Origin of the sequence: Candidatus Methylomirabilis sp. (assembly GCA_036000645.1) — a bacterium.
In the GTDB taxonomy this organism is placed as follows: Bacteria; Methylomirabilota; Methylomirabilia; order Methylomirabilales; family JACPAU01; genus JACPAU01.
Map to the genome: position 1 here is coordinate 1 of DASYVA010000044.1, position 15,165 is coordinate 15,165.

The 15,165-nt window shown below is 69.0% G+C and carries 17 protein-coding genes, 1 tRNA gene and 1 riboswitch; of the genes, 12 read left to right on the top strand and 6 right to left on the bottom strand.

Annotated elements, in window-relative coordinates:
- The 4 genes from VGT06_02500 to VGT06_02515 all read left to right on the top strand — a co-directional run.
- The coding region (locus VGT06_02500) for an integrase core domain-containing protein (protein ID HEV8662005.1) at nt 1-290 on the top strand (290 nt) is incomplete at its 5' end.
- Between the two features lie 116 nt (nt 291-406).
- Nucleotides 407-482: transfer RNA gene (locus tag VGT06_02505), tRNA-Val, on the top strand.
- Between the two features lie 88 nt (nt 483-570).
- Nucleotides 571-1,089 carry a hypothetical protein gene (locus VGT06_02510; protein HEV8662006.1) on the top strand — a complete coding sequence of 173 codons (519 nt, stop codon included), beginning with the start codon at nt 571-573 and terminating at the stop codon, nt 1,087-1,089.
- A 664-nt stretch (nt 1,090-1,753) separates the two neighbouring features.
- The gene (locus VGT06_02515) at nt 1,754-2,212 is read left to right on the top strand and encodes a cupin domain-containing protein (protein HEV8662007.1); all 459 of its coding nucleotides are present in this window, start codon (nt 1,754-1,756) and stop codon (nt 2,210-2,212) included.
- A gap of 89 nt (nt 2,213-2,301) precedes the next feature.
- On the opposite strand, the gene VGT06_02520 is transcribed toward VGT06_02515, so the two are convergent.
- Both VGT06_02520 and VGT06_02525 read right to left on the bottom strand, forming a co-directional pair.
- Nucleotides 2,302-2,949, bottom strand: coding sequence for an MOSC domain-containing protein (locus VGT06_02520; protein ID HEV8662008.1), 648 nt, complete (start codon nt 2,947-2,949; stop codon nt 2,302-2,304).
- 87 nt (nt 2,950-3,036) lie between these two features.
- Complete coding sequence (locus VGT06_02525) at nt 3,037-4,479, bottom strand: Glu/Leu/Phe/Val dehydrogenase (protein ID HEV8662009.1); 1,443 nt, start codon at nt 4,477-4,479, stop codon at nt 3,037-3,039.
- 244 nt (nt 4,480-4,723) lie between these two features.
- Here VGT06_02525 and VGT06_02530 point away from each other — a divergent pair, with 244 nt between their 5' ends.
- Nucleotides 4,724-5,005, top strand: a complete 282-nt coding sequence (locus tag VGT06_02530) for an RNA-binding protein (protein ID HEV8662010.1) — start codon at nt 4,724-4,726, stop codon at nt 5,003-5,005.
- A gap of 79 nt (nt 5,006-5,084) precedes the next feature.
- Here the strand turns inward: VGT06_02530 and VGT06_02535 are convergent, their stop codons facing one another.
- Nucleotides 5,085-5,357: an OsmC family protein gene (locus tag VGT06_02535; GenBank protein HEV8662011.1), complete on the bottom strand. Its 273-nt coding sequence runs from the start codon at nt 5,355-5,357 to the stop codon at nt 5,085-5,087.
- The gene (locus tag VGT06_02540) at nt 5,358-5,552 is read right to left on the bottom strand and encodes a hypothetical protein (protein HEV8662012.1); all 195 of its coding nucleotides are present in this window, start codon (nt 5,550-5,552) and stop codon (nt 5,358-5,360) included.
- Nucleotides 5,553-5,740: 188 nt separating this feature from the next.
- Here VGT06_02540 and VGT06_02545 point away from each other — a divergent pair, with 188 nt between their 5' ends.
- The 4 genes from VGT06_02545 to VGT06_02560 all read left to right on the top strand — a co-directional run bounded on the left by VGT06_02545 (nt 5,741) and on the right by VGT06_02560 (nt 11,758).
- Complete coding sequence (locus VGT06_02545; GenBank protein ID HEV8662013.1) at nt 5,741-8,437, top strand: MMPL family transporter; 2,697 nt, start codon at nt 5,741-5,743, stop codon at nt 8,435-8,437.
- 122 nt (nt 8,438-8,559) lie between these two features.
- Nucleotides 8,560-8,719: riboswitch (cyclic di-AMP (ydaO/yuaA leader) on the top strand.
- Between the two features lie 79 nt (nt 8,720-8,798).
- A complete protein-coding gene (locus tag VGT06_02550) occupies nt 8,799-10,643 on the top strand; it encodes an amino acid permease (protein ID HEV8662014.1) in 1,845 nt (614 codons plus the stop codon).
- Nucleotides 10,644-10,689: 46 nt separating this feature from the next.
- Complete coding sequence (locus VGT06_02555; protein HEV8662015.1) at nt 10,690-11,022, top strand: hypothetical protein; 333 nt, start codon at nt 10,690-10,692, stop codon at nt 11,020-11,022.
- A 169-nt stretch (nt 11,023-11,191) separates the two neighbouring features.
- On the top strand, nt 11,192-11,758 hold the full coding sequence (locus VGT06_02560; GenBank protein HEV8662016.1) for a TlpA disulfide reductase family protein: 567 nt from the start codon (nt 11,192-11,194) through the stop codon (nt 11,756-11,758).
- A 12-nt stretch (nt 11,759-11,770) separates the two neighbouring features.
- Here the strand turns inward: VGT06_02560 and VGT06_02565 are convergent, their stop codons facing one another.
- Together VGT06_02565 and VGT06_02570 are read right to left on the bottom strand one after the other, a co-directional pair.
- Nucleotides 11,771-12,523 carry an anti-sigma factor gene (locus VGT06_02565; GenBank protein HEV8662017.1) on the bottom strand — a complete coding sequence of 251 codons (753 nt, stop codon included), beginning with the start codon at nt 12,521-12,523 and terminating at the stop codon, nt 11,771-11,773.
- The gene (locus VGT06_02570) at nt 12,520-13,071 is read right to left on the bottom strand and encodes a sigma-70 family RNA polymerase sigma factor (protein HEV8662018.1); all 552 of its coding nucleotides are present in this window, start codon (nt 13,069-13,071) and stop codon (nt 12,520-12,522) included. Before VGT06_02570 ends, VGT06_02565 begins: the two co-directional genes overlap by 4 nt.
- Before the next feature lie 227 nt (nt 13,072-13,298).
- Between VGT06_02570 and VGT06_02575 the strand changes: the two genes are divergently transcribed.
- The 3 genes from VGT06_02575 to VGT06_02585 form a co-directional block, all read left to right on the top strand.
- Complete coding sequence (locus tag VGT06_02575) at nt 13,299-13,562, top strand: hypothetical protein (protein HEV8662019.1); 264 nt, start codon at nt 13,299-13,301, stop codon at nt 13,560-13,562.
- A gap of 195 nt (nt 13,563-13,757) precedes the next feature.
- Nucleotides 13,758-14,711 carry a protein-methionine-sulfoxide reductase catalytic subunit MsrP gene (gene msrP, locus VGT06_02580; GenBank protein ID HEV8662020.1) on the top strand — a complete coding sequence of 318 codons (954 nt, stop codon included), beginning with the start codon at nt 13,758-13,760 and terminating at the stop codon, nt 14,709-14,711.
- A gap of 3 nt (nt 14,712-14,714) precedes the next feature.
- Nucleotides 14,715-15,165 (top strand): protein-methionine-sulfoxide reductase heme-binding subunit MsrQ (locus VGT06_02585; GenBank protein ID HEV8662021.1); only part of this gene is annotated, 451 nt, incomplete at its 3' end.

Below are 15,165 nucleotides of genomic sequence, written 5' to 3' on the forward strand. Positions count from 1 at the left end.
TCGCGGCCGCCTTCGAGGCGGCCTGCCAGCAGCGGGGCCTCCGCCTCTTCGTGCTCCCGCCCCGCTCCCCGAAGCTCAACGGCCGGGTCGAGCGGGCCCAGCGGACCCACACGGAGGAGTTCTATGAGGTCACCCCCTGCGCCCGCGAGCTGGCCGCGGTGAACCGGCAGCTCCAGGCCTGGGAGCGGATCTACAACACAGTCCGGCCCCACCAGGCCCTGGGGTACCTCACCCCCCAGCAGTTCCTGCGGCAACAGCGCGCCCGCCGAGGGCAGATGGAGTGTCACTAATCTACTGGACGAGTACACAGGCTTGACCGGATCCTACATTCGAGTTACTGTGGAGCCACCAGGGCCCAAAAGGGGTCTGGTCAGACCACAGGGCAACCACTAAAATTCAAATAGTTGGGCGGTTAGCTCAGTTGGGAGAGCGCTGTCTTCACACGGCAGAGGTCACTGGTTCGATCCCAGTACCGCCCACCACAGAATCCGCTACTTACCCTCCTGGCTTTCCAGCTCGACAATGGGCTGTGAGTTATTTGTGAGTTGGACCGCTGGAGCGAACACCTAAATGACGCTTCACGCCCGGGAAGTTCTTCGTGACTGCCAACGGGTCCTTGATCACATTACGGGGGATATGCGCACCGAATTGTGGAGACCCCGGTGGGCGGGGCTAGTAGCGCTTCTGAGGGCTGTCGGACACGTTCTCAAGAAGGTCGACGGGAAGACGAGCGATGCCGCACGCGAGGTCATTGAGTCGGCGTGGAAGGACCTCGGTCAATCGAAACCGGAACCAACAATCTTCTGGGAGTTCATCGAAGCGGAGCGGAACAACGTTCTGAAGGCCTATGAGATTGGCACGGGCGTCAATATTACGGTCAGACCTGGCACGGCGTGGTTGAACTTGGCGACCGGCGAAACGGGCAGCGGCCCAGGTGGCCCGACGACGTTCGAGGCTTTCATGCGTTCCGGCCCATTTGAGGGGCGGGATCCACTCGAACTGTGCCGTGAGGCGATCGCGTTCTGGCAGGGTTATCTGGACTCGATAGATCGACAAGTCGCTGCGCGCCACACGGGGCAAGCGGTCTAACCAGCGCCTAAAGCTAGCGGCCGTCTCAACCATGGAGGCACCATGGGTAAGGTTCGGCAGATCGACATCAGGTGTGAGCACTGCCGAGAATGGTTTCCTTCGCCCATAGGCTTCGGCGAGAGCGAGAGCTTCGAGTCATCTACCATGGTCTTGATTGGCAATCAGGTGCAGTGTCCGAAGTGCGGCAAGATGACTGGGTGTGACAAGGAGAATATGCGCCTTCGCCACGAGGCTGGTGGCTTCCTCGGGAAGGACACCGCCTAACAAGCGTCGCCAAAACGCGCCAGCGCGGCATTCATCAGGTCAGTTCGGCGTGTGGAGCGAGCCGCTTCTGCGGCACTTGTCCTTGGAACGTCGGATCCCACGGGAACCGGAAGTGCTCCATCGCCCAGGCGCGGATCCCGGTCCTCGACATCTGGACCGCCTGAATTGGCGGCGCTCTCCTGGAGGGAGAGTACCTGGCGATCATCGGGCAGGCCGGCTTCGTGGGGGCGGAGGTGGCGTGGCGCGAGCACGTTTTCTCCGGCGCGCGGCGAGCGGAATGCGGTGAACTTCGGGACCGAGGGGGTCACCATCCGGGCCCGGAAGCCGTAGGGCCCGGGGGGGCGGGGCGGTGGGTCAGGTCATGGCCGCAAGGTCGGCCATGGAGAGAGGAGGCTGAGCCATGGAGCGCTGGCGGAGCGAGGGGCGTATGCTGTGGGGCGGGGGGGCGGGCCTCGTGGCCCTGGCCCTGCTGGTCGGGGCTGGCACCTGGGCCTACGGGGGCGCGAAGATCACCGTGAATAGCCTGGACGAGATCCTGAGGGGGAACCCGCTCCCCGCGGACAAGACGGCCCAGGTGACCTGGAAGGCCCGGGCAGGCAACTCGGAGCTCCAGGTGATCGAAATGAGTAAGATCAAGCTCCACCACCACGCCCAGGAAGACCACGTGCTCTACATCGCGCGCGGGCAAGGGACAGCCCGGCTCGGCGATGAGACCAGGCAGGTCAAGGCCGGGGATATCCTGAACCTCCCCAAGGGGATTCCCCACAGCTTCACCAAGGAGGGGAAGGAGAACCTGGTTCTGATTGTGGTCGCCACGGCCGGCTGGAAGCCCCTAGAGGACACCAAGTTCTACGAGTAGAGAGAGACTGATTCCCGCACAAATACGTGCGCCCGGCTTCCTGGGGGAGCCGGGCGCACGCCTTTTTGGCCTGACCGGGGTTGCTGCCCTCAGGAGCGGATTCTCGCAAGCCGCTCGCGGAAGTAGTCCCGCCAGTCCTCGGGCAGAGCTTCGACGCGAACCGCGCGCTGCAACCCCTCGATGTCCTCCCCCCCGTCCACGTACAGGCGGGTGATATCGGCGACCGTCACCGGCGCCTCCCCCAGACTCACCTGCGTGATCGGGTCCCCGGCCCCGACGTCTCCCTCCTCGAGGACCGTCAGGTAGAAGCCGGTCCGCCGGCTCGCGAGGAAGCGCTTCACCATGCCGGGGTCCCCGAACCGGATCCCGAGCTTGAAGCAGGGCAGCCGCGGCTGTGTCACGACGAGCTCAGCCGTGCCCATACGGAACCGGTCCCCAATCCTGACGGTATCCTCCGACAGGCCTTCGATGGTCAGATTTTCCCCGAACGTGCCCCAGGAGAGGTCCCGGTCCGGCAATTGCTCCCGCCAGTAGGGGTAGTGCTCCGCCGGGTACGCGTAGACCGCCTTGGCCGGGCCGCCATGGACCGACAGGTCCGCCTGACGGTCCCCGTCCAGGTTGAGCCGTTGCAATCGGATGCGCCCTTCGACGGGCTCCTTGAAGATCGCCGTGGTGACCGTCTTGCCTCTCCAGGTCACCCGGCGGGGGAGGCCGACGTTGACGGAGAGAAGTCGCATGAGGGGCCCCCCTGGAAGATCGGTTCCGGGGGATTGGATGCTGCCGTGGGCGCTCGGGATTCGCGGCGACGGAAGGGCCGGCTCGCCTCAGGGGAAGATGCCCAGCTCCTCGTAGGCCCGCGCCACCTTCCGGATGGCGACGGCGTAGGCGGCGGTGCGGAGGTCCCCCAGGCGCGGGTCATTGTGGAGCGTCCCCCGGATCTCTCGGTAAGCGTTCTGCATGGTCCCTTCGAGGCCGGAGTTGACGAGATCGACCTCGTCGGCCCCCTTGAGCAACTCGCAGCGCTGGCGCTCCGGGACCCGCGTCCGGGTGACCTCCTCGATGGCGGAAACCAGACGCTCCCGAAAGATCTCGTCCAGGCGTTTCTCCATCCGGCCGTAGCGGATGTGGGAGAGGTTCTTCGTCCACTCGAAGTAGGAGACGGTGACCCCACCGGCGTTCAGGTAGATGTCGGGGATCACCAGGACCCCCCGCTCGCTGAGCCGCTCGTCGGCCCCGGGCGTGGTCGGGCCGTTGGCCGCCTCGGCAATCATTCTGGCCTGGATACGATCCACGTTCTCCAGGGTGATCTGGTTCTCCATGGCGGCCGGGATCAGGAGGTCGCACTCCACCTCGAGGACGTCCTTCGGGCCGGGGAGCGGCGTCCCGCCGGCGAATCCGGCCACGGAGCCGGTCTTGTCCCGGTGCGCCGTCAGGGCCGCGATGTTCAGCCCCGCGGGATTGAGGACGCCGCCAGAGACATCCCCGACAGCGATGACCCGGCAGCCGTCCTCCTCCGCGAGGAACTTGGCGACGTGGGAGCCGACGTTGCCGAATCCCTGGATCGCGACCCGCTTCCCCTCCAGGCCGCCGCCCAGGCGGCACCGCTGGAGGTCTTCAGGGTAGCGGAAGGCCTCCCGGATCCCGTACTGCACGCCCCGCCCGGTCGCCTCCTTGCGGCCGCGGATGCCTCCCTGGGTGACCGGCTTGCCGGTGACGCAGGCCAGGGAGTCGATTTGCCCGGGGGTGAGGGCGTCGTAGGTGTCGGCGATCCAGGCCATCTCCTGCTCGCCGGTGCCCAGGTCGGGGGCCGGCACGTTCACGCCGGGGCCGATGAAGTTCTTGCGGACCAGCTCCGCGGTGTACCGGCGGGTGATCTTTTCCACCTGCTCGCGGGTGTACTTCTTTGGGTTGAAGCACACGCCCCCTTTCGAGCCACCGAACGGGACGTCGACGATGGCGCATTTGTAGGTCATCAGCGCCGCGAGGGCCATCACGTCCTCCTGGGTCACGAACTCGCTGTACCGGATCCCGCCCTTGGTCGGCTTGCGGTGCTGGGAGTGCTCGGCGCGCCAGCCCTGGAAGATCTCGTAGCGATCGCCGAGGCGCACGGGGAATTCGACGTAGTAGACGGCGTTGCAGACCTTGATCTGCTGCAGCAGCCCCTCCGATACCTCGAGGGTCGCCGCGGCCTTGTCGAACTGGCGGCAGACGATGTTCCAGAGGTTCAGGTCCTCTCTACCCGCCCCGACCCTGCGCCGGTTCTGCATCGCTCGCTCCCCCACGGAGGCCCTACGTATTTCCTTGACAGGCGCACCTCCGAGGCGTAGCCTGCCCTTGGCTGATGGTTCTGACGGTACCGCCTGGTCGGGGTGACAACGCCGCGAGGACCGAAGGTCCTGCGGCGTTTTTGGTTCCCGAGCGGTCCGGCGCGTTGGCCCCGGTGGGTGCTCCCCGAATGGTCGGGGATGCGAGACCTCCCGGTGGGCAGCATTCCGAAAGGAGCGAACCGCAATGGGAACGCGAATCTACGTTGGCAACCTGCCCTTCGAGGCCACGGAGGAGGAGCTCCGCACCCTCTTCAGCGAAGGGGGGAGGCAGGTCGAGTCGGTCAAGATCGTGACCGATCGGGACACCGGCCGGTCGCGCGGCTTCGGCTTCGTGGAGATGGCCAACCAGGGTGACACCACGGCGGCCATCAACGCCTTGAACGGCAAGGAGATGGGCGGCCGGGCGCTCACGGTGAACGAGGCCCGGGAGCGCGTGCCTGGGGGTGGCGGGCGCGGGCGGTACTAGTCCCGGTCTCACGCAGGCCACGGATCACCCGGGCCGGCAGCCGCAAGGGCTGCCGGCCCGTTTCTTTTCGGGTCGCCGGTCACTCGATCTCCGTGATCTCGCCGTCCCACTCGATGGCGATCCCGCGCTGGACGCTCTGGGAGGCGGGACACCCCTTCTCGTGGATGGCGATGGCCCGCTCGGCCTCCTCCCGCTTGCCCCGGGGGACCTTCACGCGGTAGTGGACCCGGATCCGGGTGATCAGGGGGTGGCCATCCACGTTCTCGATCACCCCCTCGGCGTCGGCCATGAGACGCTCCCCGCTCGTCGGGATCTTGCGCGCTACCAGCGCGCCGGCCAGGGTGCCGGTCATTCAGCCGGCCACGGCGGCGACGATGTGGTCGAGGGTGGTGGGGAGCTCCTCTTCGGGCTCCACGCCGTAGAAGTGCTTGATCGCCCCGTGGACCCCGTAGTGGACCGGCTCGGGGAAGGGGGCGATGAAGGCCCGCCGATGCGGGCCCTTGTCCTTCAGGATCTTCACCTGCGACGTGTAGATGTGCTCGCCCATGCTCTGCCTCCCTTGGCTGCTGTCCCTCCTGGATGGCCCAGCCCCCTTCTACCACGGCGGCCGCCCGGCGGCAATGCGCCTTGACCGGCTCCGGGCCGGCCGATAGACTCCCCTGAGCTGCGCGCCGCTTCCGGCGACGCACAGGCGGCTCACGGTCCCCAGGTGGGGAAGGACGTCCACGAGCGATGATGGCAAGGCTCCTGTGCGCCGTGGCGCGGGTGGTCATCCGCTTCCCCGTGCCGGTCCTCCTCGTGGCGCTCCTCAGCGCCGCCGGCGCTCTCTGGTACACCGCCGGCCACCTCCGGTTCGAGATGGCCCGGAGCGCCCTCGTCGGCTCCGGGGAGCGATACGACCGACTCTACCAGGAGTACCGGCAAGACTTTCCGGACTACGAGCGTCTGGTGGTCGTGGTGGAGGCCGGCCAGGTCGCGGAAGCCAAGGCCTACGCCGCCGCCCTGGCCGACCGCCTGCGGGCGGATCCCGCCCACGTCCGGGACGTCTTCTACCGGATCGACCCGCAGGAGTTCGAGGACCGGGCCCTCCTGTACCTGGGTCTCGGTGAGCTCCGCACCCTGCGGGCGAAGGTGGAGGAGCACCGCGAGTTCCTGGCCGCCTTCGCCGCTCGCCCCACCCTTGAGCAGTTCTTCGCCCTCACGAATCGGGAGGTGACGCGGGGGCTGGTGCGCCACCTCTTCACGGACCTGGAGCCGGAAGGGTCGGAGGGACAGCCCCTCTCCGTAGACCTCCCCCTCTTCACGCGGGTCCTGGAGGGGATGCGGGACAGCGTGGCCGGCCGCGCCGCCTACCGCTCCCCCTGGGCGGCTTTCGTCCCCCGGGCCGATGGGGAGAGCGGCACCGACGGCTACCTGCTCTCCGCGGACGAGCGGTTCCTTTTCCTCCTGGTGGCGCCGGTCGAGGCGGAGACGACCTTCCTCGATCTCTGGGGACCGGGCGGCGCTGCGGATCCGGTGGAGGCCGTTCGGGCGGCCGCGGCGGCCGTGCGGCAGGACTTCCCCGGGGTGAGCGTCGGGGTCACCGGAAGTCCCGCGCTCGCCGCCGACGAGATGCGGGCCACCCAGCGCGACATCCTCCTGGCCTCGGTGCTCGGGTTTCTGGCGAATGCCCTGCTCCTGATCATCCCCTTCCGGGCCGTGATCAAGCCGGCCTTTGCCCTCCTGAGCCTGCTGGTCGGCCTCGCCTGGGCCTTCGGCTTCGCCACGCTCACGGTGGGCCATCTGAACCTCCTCTCGGCCGTCTTCTCCAGCATCCTCATCGGGATCGGAATCAACTTCCCGATTCACCTGCTGGCCCGCTACGAGGAGGCGCGGCGGACCGGGAAGGATGTCCCCGCGGCCCTGGAGGAGAGCCTGGGGCGGACGGGGGTGGGGGTCCTGGGGGCGGTCGTGATTATGGCGGCCGCCTTCTGGGCTGCTCTCCTCACCGATTTCCGCGGGATCGCCGAGCTGGGGTTCATCGCGGGCAGCGGCCTCTTCCTGTGCTTCCTGGCCAGCATCACCGTCTTCCCGGCGTGCATCGCGCTCGAGGACGCGCGGCGGTCCGCCCCCCCGCTCCCCCCGGCCCGCCCCGCCATCGCCCCGGCGGGCAACCGGTGGGACCTCCTGCTCGGGCGGCCCCGGCTCGTCGTGAGCGTCGGCGTACTCCTGGCTCTTGTCCCCCTGGCCTTCGTCCCCCGGATCGGGTTCGACTACAACCTCCTGCGCCTCCTCCCCAGGGGGAGCGAGGCCGTGGCAACCGAGGAGCGCCTGCAGGCCCGAGCCGGGCACTCCACCTGGTTCGCCGTCAGCCTCGCTCCCACGCTCGAGGAGGCGGAGCGCCGGCGGGCGGCCTTTGCCGCCCTGCCGGAGGTGCGCCGGGTGGAGGGGGTTCTGGATCTGCTCCCGGCCCAGCAGGAGGAGAAGCGCCAGATCCTGCGGGCGCTCCGGCCGGCGGTGGCCGGCTTGCAGGTCCGCCGGGTTTCCCGGGAGACCTCGGACCTGGTTCCCCTCACGGAGAGCCTCCGCCGGATCCACTTCAAGCTGGGGGAGGAGGGGGGGGAGGCGGAGGTAGCGGCAGCGCGGGCCGCCCTGAAGGGCGTATTGGCCGCGCTGGAGGCGGCGCCTGATCCCGGGGAAGCGGGTCGGCGCCTCGTGGAGTATCAGCGCCGGCTCCGGGCCGACTTTGCCGAGAAGGTTCGCGTTCTGCGGCGGGGCGTCGAGGCGCCTGCCCTGACCGCGGCGACCCTGCCCGCGAGCCTGCGGGGGCGCTTCGTGGGAGAGAGCGGCCGCCTCCTCCTGCGCATCTATCCCCGCGGGGACATCTGGGACCGCGGGGCCACGGCGCGCTTCGTCGACGCGCTGCGGCGCGTGGACACAGACGTCACCGGGCCGCCGGTGCACACCTTCGAGGCGAGCCAGGCACTGACACGCGGGTACGGACAGGCTGGCGGATACGCGCTCCTGGCCATCTTCGTCCTGTCGACCCTCCTGTTCCGCCATGCGGGCTACGCCCTCCTGGGCATGGTTCCCCTGCTGGCGGGGGCCGGGTGGACCCTGGGGGTCATGGCCGTCGTGGGGTTGGACTTCAACCTGGCCAACCTGTTCGCCCTCCCCCTGATCCTGGCGATGGGCGTGGACAACGGGATCAACCTGGTCGCCCGGTTCCGGGAGGAGGAGGGACGACGGTTTGTCCTGGGGACCGCCGTCGGGAAGTCCATGATTCTGGCCTCCCTCACGACGATTGCCGGATTCGGGGTGCTGATCCTGGCCCAGCACCGGGGCATCGCGAGCCTGGGCCTGCTGCTGGCCCTCGGTGTCACCAATATCCTGCTGGCCAGCCTCACCCTCCTCCCCGCCCTCCTCCAGCTTCTGCGCCGGGCGACTTCCTGAGCTGTCCATCGGGTCCGACCGTCGCCGGCCCTCTATGCCCGGAGCTGCCGCGACAGGGCTTGCCCGCCTTGACACCTTCACGGGGAGGAGCGTATAGTCCCGGCCGGCCCGGCCATGGCGCCGGACGGTTGCCGCCGAATGCTCCTGCCGGAGCAACGGGGGACCCACAGGGGGCATTGCCCCCGGGGCGAATCGCGGGCAGCCCCTCCCGGGGGATGCCCGGACGGGGACTTTCAACCCCGAGCCCGTCAGCTAACCCCGCAGGCTGGTTGGAAGGGCAGATCGCCCGCGGCCGGGCGCACGCCGCAGGCATACGATCTGCGGCGTGTCGTGTTTTTGGGGAGGGAAGGCGCTCCCGGCTATGGCATCTTCGCTGAAACGGCTCCTCCTGGGTGACCCCCTGACGACGGCGCAGGCCAAGGGGGAGCGCCTTGGAAAGGTCACCGGTCTCGCCGTCTTTGCCTCCGACAACCTCTCCTCCGTCGCCTACGCCACCGAGGAGATCCTCCTGGCCCTCGCCCTGGCCGGGACGGCCGCCTTCGCCTACACCCTCCCCATCGGGGCGGCGATCGGCCTCCTCATGGTCGTGGTGGCCACCTCCTACTGGCAGACAGTCCATGCCTACCCCTCGGGGGGCGGCGCCTACGTGGTGGCCCTCCACAACCTGGGGAGGCCGGCTGGGCTGACGGCCGCCGCCGCCCTCATGATCGACTACGTCCTGACGGTCGCGGTGAGCATCGCGGCCGGCGTGGCGGCGCTCACGTCGGCGTTCCCTTCCCTGTACCCCTGGCGGGTGAGCCTGGCTGCCCTCTGCATCGTCCTCATTATGGTGGCCAACCTCCGGGGGGTGCGGGAATCGGGGCGGCTCTTCGCCGTCCCCACCTACCTGTTCATCGCCAGCTTCTTCCTCCTCTTGATCGGCGGGGCGGTTGCGCTCGGGTCTCGCGGAGATGCCGCGGCGCTTCCGGGGGGGCTTCCCGTTACAGGAGGGGGTTCCGGGACCGCCGGGGCGGCTTCCGCCGTCCCCCTCTTCATCCTCCTCCGGGCGTTCGCCTCCGGATGCGCGGCCCTGACCGGCGTGGAGGCCATCGCCAACGGCGTCCAGGCTTTCCGGCCGCCGGAGGCCCGGAACGCAGCGATTACCCTGGCCTGGATGGCAGCCATCCTCCTCACGCTCTTCTTGGGGGTGACCTACCTGGCGACCGCCTTCGAGGTGGCACCCCGGGAAGGGGAGACCGTCGTCTCCCAGATCGCCCGGGCCATCTTCGGTCGGACGATCCCCTACTTCCTGGTTCAGGCCTCCACGGCGCTCATCCTGCTCCTGGCCGCCAACACCTCCTTCGCGGGCTTCCCCCGCCTGACCTCGGTCGTCGCCCAGGATCGGTTTCTGCCCCGCCAGCTCGCCAACGTGGGCGATCGCCTGGTCTACAGCAACGGGATCGTGATTCTGGGGGCGCTGGCGATTCTCCTGGTCGCAGTCTTCGGCGCGGATACCCACGCGCTGATCCCGCTTTATGCGGTCGGGGTGTTCCTCTCCTTCACCCTCTCCCAGGCGGGAATGGTCCGGCGGTGGCTGAAGCGGCGGGGTCCGGGCTGGCAGCGGGGGGTCCTGATCAACGGGGTAGGGGCTGCCACAACGGGGGTCGTCCTCACGGTTGTCGCCGGGACAAAGTTCCTCGAGGGGGCCTGGCTCGTGGTCCTCCTCATCCCGGGAATCGTCCTGCTCTTCGGGAAGATCCGGCGGCACTATCTCCACGTCGCCTCCCAGCTCACGCTGGAGGGCTTCCGGGAGGAGCCGCCGACCGGGCACACGGTTCTCGTGCTGGTCGCCGCGATGCACCGCGGGGTGGTGACGGCCCTGCACTACGCGCAGGCCATCTCGAGCGACGTGGAGGCGGTCACCGTGAGCCTCGACCCCGCCGCCACCGAGCGGTTGCGGGCACAATGGCGCGAGTATGCCCCCGACGTCCCCCTGGTCGCCCTGGACTCGCCCTATCGGTCGGTGGTCCAGCCGATCCGGGAGTATCTGGAGAAGGTGAAGGGACGCTCGGCCCGCCACCTGGTCACGGTGGTCCTGCCGGAGTTCGTCCCCGGCCACTGGTGGGAGCACCTGCTCCACAACCAGACGGCCCTGGCCCTCAAGGCCGTCCTCCTCTTCTCGAAGCGGACCGTGGTCACCAGCGTTCCCCACCACCTGGCGCGGTAGGGCTGACGCCGGGGCAGGATGAAGGCAGGCCCAAGGAGGAACGCCGATGCGATGGGTCGTTGTCCTCCTCGCGGTGCTCTGGGGAGGAGTCGGTCTCGCCCTTGCTCACGAGGGGCGGATCGTGGACCTGAAGAAGCTCTCCCCCGACCATCAGGTGGAAGCGGTAGGCTACTGCAAGGGAATTTACGCCGTCAGGCTGAAGGATGGATCGGCCCGCGAGTTCGGGGAGTTCGATCTCCGGCTGAAGACCGACTCGGGTCCGAACGGTCCTCGGCCCGGCTCCCCCGCGCTGATCGAGGCGGGGATGAGGGGGGATCGGGCGTTCCTGGTCTTCTCCGGGCCCGATGACATGAAAGCCTTCCTCAGGCAGACCTGCTGAGCTTCCCTCGGATCCTCGTGCCGGCTTCGGCGTTGTGGTGCGCCCTCCGCCCGGGAGGAACGGTCCCCGCGCGGGCACGGCTGGTGTATCATGGGGATGGCGCGGGATCAGCGGCGAGACCCGCGGCCAGGGATGAGGTGCGAGAGTGGTGGGGCAGGAGCGGCCGGTGATGGAGCAGGTGTTCGGAACCGGGGAAGCGCCGCCCCTCCGGCGGACGGCTGCCTGGTGGAAGTGGCTCCTGTCCGTCGGGATTGCGGCCGGCCTCATCGTCCTCCTGGCCTACGGCTTCACCCGGAGCCCGAAAGATATCCCCTCCCCCCTCGTCCGGAAGCCCGCGCCCGACTTCACCCTGGCCCTCCTGGACGGAGGCGCGCTCACCCTCCATGAGCTGCGGGGGAAGGTCGTCGTGGTGAACTTCTGGGCCTCCTGGTGCTACCCCGCCTGCTGGAATGAGGCGCCCCGCCTGCAGGCGGCCTGGGAGCAGTACCGTGAGAGGGGTGTGGTGATCGTCGGCGTGGTCTACCAGGACCGGGAACCGAACGCCCGGGAGTTCATCCGGAAACACGGGAAGACCTACCCCAACGGGATGGACCAGAAGAGCCGGATCGCCATTGACTACGGGGTGTACGGCGTTCCGGAAACCTTCTTCATCGACCGCGAGGGCAGGATCGCCCAGAAGCACGTGGGGGAAATCCCGACGGAGACGCTCACCGGGGCGATCGAGAAGCTGCTCTGAGGGGAAACGGGTTCAGAGGGCGCCGGCCAGAAGAGGCGGGCCGGCCGGGCGGGAGCCGGCCGGGCCCCGCTCCCGAGTGACCGCGAGACCCCGTGCCGTGCTCAGGTCAGGGAGGCGGGTCAGGCTGAGCCGCGCGCTCCCGCGGGCGTCGGGCGTGATGGCGGCCGCCGGGACCATCTCGGTGTCTGTCTTGATCCAGAGCCAGTAGGACTCCCCCTCCGCCAGGGGGGGGAGGTTCACGGCGAAGAGGCGCATCCCCCGCTCCGGGTTCCAGAGGGCCTGGGCCTCGGGGGGCGGGCTCGGCTGCGCCCCGATCATCCGGACGATCCGGGTGCAGGGGTCGGTGAGGATTGTCATGAGGTCCTCGTGCTCGGCCATACTGGCCTGCAGCCCTCGGATGGTCGTAGCCTGCTCCCGAAGCTGCCAGCGCATGGCCAGACCGTAGGTGAGTCCGGCCCCCGCCACGAGGACGGCGGTCGCCCAGGCTGCCGCCAGCCCGAAGCGCGGGGCCCAGCGCGGCGCGGGGACCCTCGCCTGCGGGCCGGCCCCGGCCCGAGCCAGGACCCGTTCCCGGAGCGCCGCCGGTGGGACCTTCCCCCCGGCCTCGTAGGGCAGGAGCGAGGCGACCTCCTGGAAGGCGGCGACTCCCGCAGTGCAGGTGGGGCAGCCGCGGGCCAGGTGCTCCTCCAGCGGCTCCTGCTCCTCGCGCGGCAGAGCCCCCACCGCATACAGGGCATATCGATCGCGCAGCTCCTCGCAGGTCATCCCTGCCCCTCTTCGAGCACTGGCCCGAGGAGCCCCCGCAGCTTCTCCATCCCGAGCCGCAGGCGTCCCTTCACCGTGCCCACGGGGTCTCCCGTCCGCGCCGCGATCTCGGTGTGGGTCAGGCCCTCGAAGTAGGCCAGCTCGATCGCGGCCCGCTGCTCCGGCGGCAGGAGTTTGAGCGCCTTCCGAACGGCCTCCCGCCGCTCCCGTCCCTCCAGGTCCCCCGCGGGATCCTCCCTCCGATCGAGCGCCTCGGTGACGGTCGCCCCCGCGGTCCCGTCCTGCCGCCGCCGCCGCCGCCGGTCAATGGCCCGGCTTCGGGCAATGGTCAGGAGCCACGTCCGGGGAGCCCCCCGCCCCGGGGTGTAGCGGGCGGCCTGCCTCCAGGCCTGGATGAAGACATCCTGGAGCACCTCCTCTGCGTCAGCCGCGTTGCCGGTCACCCGGGCGGCAAGCCCGAAGATCAGGGGGGCGTAGCGGTCATAAAAGGTTGCCAGGGCGACCAGATCCCCGCGCGCCATCGCCTGGATCAGGCCCCCGTCGTCCACGCGCTTTGTCCTTCCGGCTCCGCCCCTTCGAGAAGATACGGCCCGCCCGCGCCGGAGGATCAACCCAGTCGGCGGCACCGGCGCCCGAGCGTATGCGAGGCGGAGGGCATGTGTCAATGCAAAGGGCTCTTCCCGGTGATCCGTGCCGCGCCCCGCCCCGTATCCAGATCCAGAGTCAAGGCCGGCCCCGTGCCCGCGCACTCGCACGAACCCAAAGGAGGGACCTCATGAAGCGGATCGTCTCGACCATCCTGGTGGTGAGTCTCCTGGCGTTGCCCGGCGTCCTCGCCCTCGCCCCAGTGGCGCACGCCGAGCACGTGACCGAGCAGGTGCTGACGGAGCAGCTCGGCAAGATCAAGGCGATGATCGCCGAGATGGAAACGAAGATGAAGACCAAGAAAATGATGATGAGCCACAAGGGCATGGACCAGTCCATGGAAATGCTCATGGAGATCACCAGGATCCTGCAGGAGATCGAGCGTCCGAAGTAACGATTCGGGTTGGGGAGCACGTTGCAGTCCCGGGGGGCAGGGCGGCCGTCCTGCCCCTCTCTTTCTCGCCGGGCATCCGGGCAAGAGGGGAGGGGGGCGTGACGGATCGGCCCTAGCCCGGGAGGCGGTGCCTGGTGTATGATGGGGCAAAGCAGGGGGGTGAGCGGGGGATCCGGTCAGCCCCCGGAGGCGGTGATGCTGATCCAGCGGGCTCCAGACATCAGGTCCTGGGAGATCACACCGCACGAGGCCTACCTGAGCCGGCGGTCGTTCCTGATCGGCGCCGCGGCACTGGCACTGGCCCCGTCCGTGGCGGGCGCTGCCGCGCCCCCCGCCCGACAGGCGCTGAAGGCCGGGCGTAACCCGGCCTTCACGGTAGCGGACCCGCCGACCGAACTCCAGAGCGTCACCACCTACAATAACTTCTACGAGTTCGGCCCGAACAAGGAGGACCCGGCTCGTCTCGCGCACCTGCTCCGGCCGCGGCCCTGGACGGTCCAGGTGGACGGGCACGTCAAGCGGCCGAAGACCTACGACGTGGACGAGCTGATGCAGCTCTTCCCCCTCGAGGAGCGGGTCTACCGGCTGCGGTGCGTCGAGGCCTGGTCCATGGTCATCCCGTGGGTCGGATACCCGCTGGCCTCGCTGATCAAGCGGGTCGAGCCGACGAGCCAGGCGAAGTTCGTCGAGTTCACGACGCTCCTCGATCCCGAGCAGTTCCCCGGCCAGCGGGGGGGGCTGTTCAGCTTCTCCTCTCTCGAGTGGCCGTACGTGGAGGGGCTCCGGATGGACGAGGCGCTCCACCCGCTGACGCTCCTCACGTTCGGCCTCTACGGCCAGGTCCTGCCGAACCAGAACGGCGCCCCGGTGCGCGTCGTCGTGCCGTGGAAGTACGGGTTCAAGAGCGCCAAGTCCATCGTGCGGATCCGCTTCGTGAGCGAGCAGCCCAAGACCACCTGGGAGAAGGCGGCGCCGCAGGAGTACGGATTCTACTCCAACGTGAACCCCACCGTGGATCATCCCCGCTGGAGCCAGGCGACCGAGCGGCGCATCGGGGAGTTCCTCCGGCGCAAGACCCTGATGTTCAATGGGTACGCGGACCAGGTCGCCTCGCTCTACGCGGGGATGGACCTGCGGAAGCACTACTAGCCCGTGTCCCGGCGCGCCCGGATCACGCTGAAGGCCTTCGTCTGGGCCGCCTGCCTTACCCCCCTGATCCTCCTCATCTCGAGGGCGCTGGCGGGGGCCCTCGGGGCCAACCCCATCGAGACCCTCACCCGCACGCTCGGGGACTGGACCCTCCGCTTCCTCCTCGCCTCCCTCGCCATGACCCCCCTGCGGCTCCTCTTCGGGGTCGCCTGGCCGGTGGCCCTGCGCCGCCTGCTCGGGCTCTTCGCGTTCTTCTACGCGTGCCTCCACTTCAGCGTCTGGATCGTCCTGGACCACTTCTTCGCCTGGGAGGAGATGCTCGCCGACGTCCTGAAGCGCCCCTACATTACGGTGGGGGTCCTCGCGCTCACCGTGCTCACGCCGCTGGCCGCCACCTCCACGGCCCGGATGGTCAAGCGCCTCGGGGCGCGGCGCTGGCGGGGGCTCCACCGGC

Coding starts and splice junctions, on each gene's coding strand:
- VGT06_02510 (HEV8662006.1), top strand. CDS start 571: ATGACGCTTCACGCCCGGGAAGTTCTTCGTGACTGCCAACGGGTCCTT.
- VGT06_02515 (HEV8662007.1), top strand. CDS start 1,754: ATGGAGCGCTGGCGGAGCGAGGGGCGTATGCTGTGGGGCGGGGGGGCG.
- VGT06_02565 (HEV8662017.1), bottom strand. CDS start 12,523: ATGACCTGCGAGGAGCTGCGCGATCGATATGCCCTGTATGCGGTGGGG.
- VGT06_02540 (HEV8662012.1), bottom strand. CDS start 5,552: ATGGGCGAGCACATCTACACGTCGCAGGTGAAGATCCTGAAGGACAAG.
- VGT06_02550 (HEV8662014.1), top strand. CDS start 8,799: ATGGCATCTTCGCTGAAACGGCTCCTCCTGGGTGACCCCCTGACGACG.
- VGT06_02525 (HEV8662009.1), bottom strand. CDS start 4,479: ATGCAGAACCGGCGCAGGGTCGGGGCGGGTAGAGAGGACCTGAACCTC.
- msrP (HEV8662020.1), top strand. CDS start 13,758: ATGCTGATCCAGCGGGCTCCAGACATCAGGTCCTGGGAGATCACACCG.
- VGT06_02555 (HEV8662015.1), top strand. CDS start 10,690: ATGCGATGGGTCGTTGTCCTCCTCGCGGTGCTCTGGGGAGGAGTCGGT.
- VGT06_02545 (HEV8662013.1), top strand. CDS start 5,741: ATGGCAAGGCTCCTGTGCGCCGTGGCGCGGGTGGTCATCCGCTTCCCC.
- VGT06_02530 (HEV8662010.1), top strand. CDS start 4,724: ATGGGAACGCGAATCTACGTTGGCAACCTGCCCTTCGAGGCCACGGAG.
- VGT06_02535 (HEV8662011.1), bottom strand. CDS start 5,357: ATGACCGGCACCCTGGCCGGCGCGCTGGTAGCGCGCAAGATCCCGACG.
- VGT06_02520 (HEV8662008.1), bottom strand. CDS start 2,949: ATGCGACTTCTCTCCGTCAACGTCGGCCTCCCCCGCCGGGTGACCTGG.
- VGT06_02575 (HEV8662019.1), top strand. CDS start 13,299: ATGAAGCGGATCGTCTCGACCATCCTGGTGGTGAGTCTCCTGGCGTTG.
- VGT06_02560 (HEV8662016.1), top strand. CDS start 11,192: ATGGAGCAGGTGTTCGGAACCGGGGAAGCGCCGCCCCTCCGGCGGACG.